Source organism: Bradyrhizobium sp. WYCCWR 12699 (assembly GCF_032144035.1).
In the GTDB taxonomy this organism is placed as follows: Bacteria; Pseudomonadota; Alphaproteobacteria; order Rhizobiales; family Xanthobacteraceae; genus Bradyrhizobium.
This window is the reverse complement of record NZ_JAVTJN010000020.1, coordinates 1-730: the sequence shown is the minus strand read 5'-3', so window position 1 is coordinate 730 and position 730 is coordinate 1. Positions and strand designations below refer to the sequence as shown.

2 protein-coding genes are annotated in these 730 nt (G+C 63.7%); both read left to right on the top strand.

Going from position 1 to position 730, the window contains the following annotated elements; genetic code table 11:
* The coding region (locus RPS27_RS09080) for a hypothetical protein (protein WP_128958821.1) at positions 1-181 on the top strand (181 nt) is incomplete at its 5' end.
* 191 nt (positions 182-372) lie between these two features.
* Positions 373-693 carry a DUF736 domain-containing protein gene (locus RPS27_RS09075; protein WP_128929802.1) on the top strand — a complete coding sequence of 107 codons (321 nt, stop codon included), beginning with the start codon at positions 373-375 and terminating at the stop codon, positions 691-693.
* Positions 694-730: the final 37 nt, after the last annotated feature.

Genomic DNA, 730 nt, shown 5'->3' with positions numbered 1-730 from the left:
GGGACGATGCCGCCCATTCCCGCAGATTGTTTCTCTTCCTTCCCGAACCGTTCCGACCTCTTGTGCAGAGGAACCGAAATTCGCCAAGCTTCTCCCCGGGTTTGAGGTTCAGCACGCGGACGCACGAGGCCTCTTTGATGGCTCGATCTGGCCGAAGACCGGCTGCGCCTCGATCGGCTGAGCCGCAACGCCGTTGCTGCGACTTTCTTCCCCTGGGCTCACGCCCATTCCTCGCGAGACAAGAAAGTCTCTTCAACGGCGTCCTCCGCTGCGCTTCAGCCCGCGAGCGGGTGCGTCGCCGATCGTCCTCGCCCTTGAGATCGCCATCGAGGCCGCGGTGGTCGCGGGCTCGAAACACAACGGAGAAGCAAGATGGCTAATATCGGAACTTTCAAGAAGGTCGGCAATGATTTCCAGGGCGAGATCGTCACGCTGAGCTTGCAGGCTAGGGGCGTCCGCATCGTCGCCGAGACCAACCGCTCCAACGAGAACGCGCCCAGCCACCGCATCTATGTGGGTCGGGCCGAGATCGGCGCAGCCTGGTCGAAGCGCTCCGAAGAGGGCCGCGACTACCTCTCGATCAAGCTTGACGATCCCTCCTTCAACGCGCCGATCTACGCGAGCCTGTTCGACGACGAAGGTGGCGAGGGCTACAACCTGCTCTGGTCCCGGCCGCGCAAGAACGGCGAGTGAGATCCTCCGCCAAGCCCCGCCCGGTTCGCCGGGCGGG

Bases quoted from the DNA above. Each gene is read 5' to 3' on its own strand.
- RPS27_RS09075 (WP_128929802.1), top strand. From the start codon at position 373: ATGGCTAATATCGGAACTTTCAAGAAGGTCGGCAATGATTTCCAGGGC.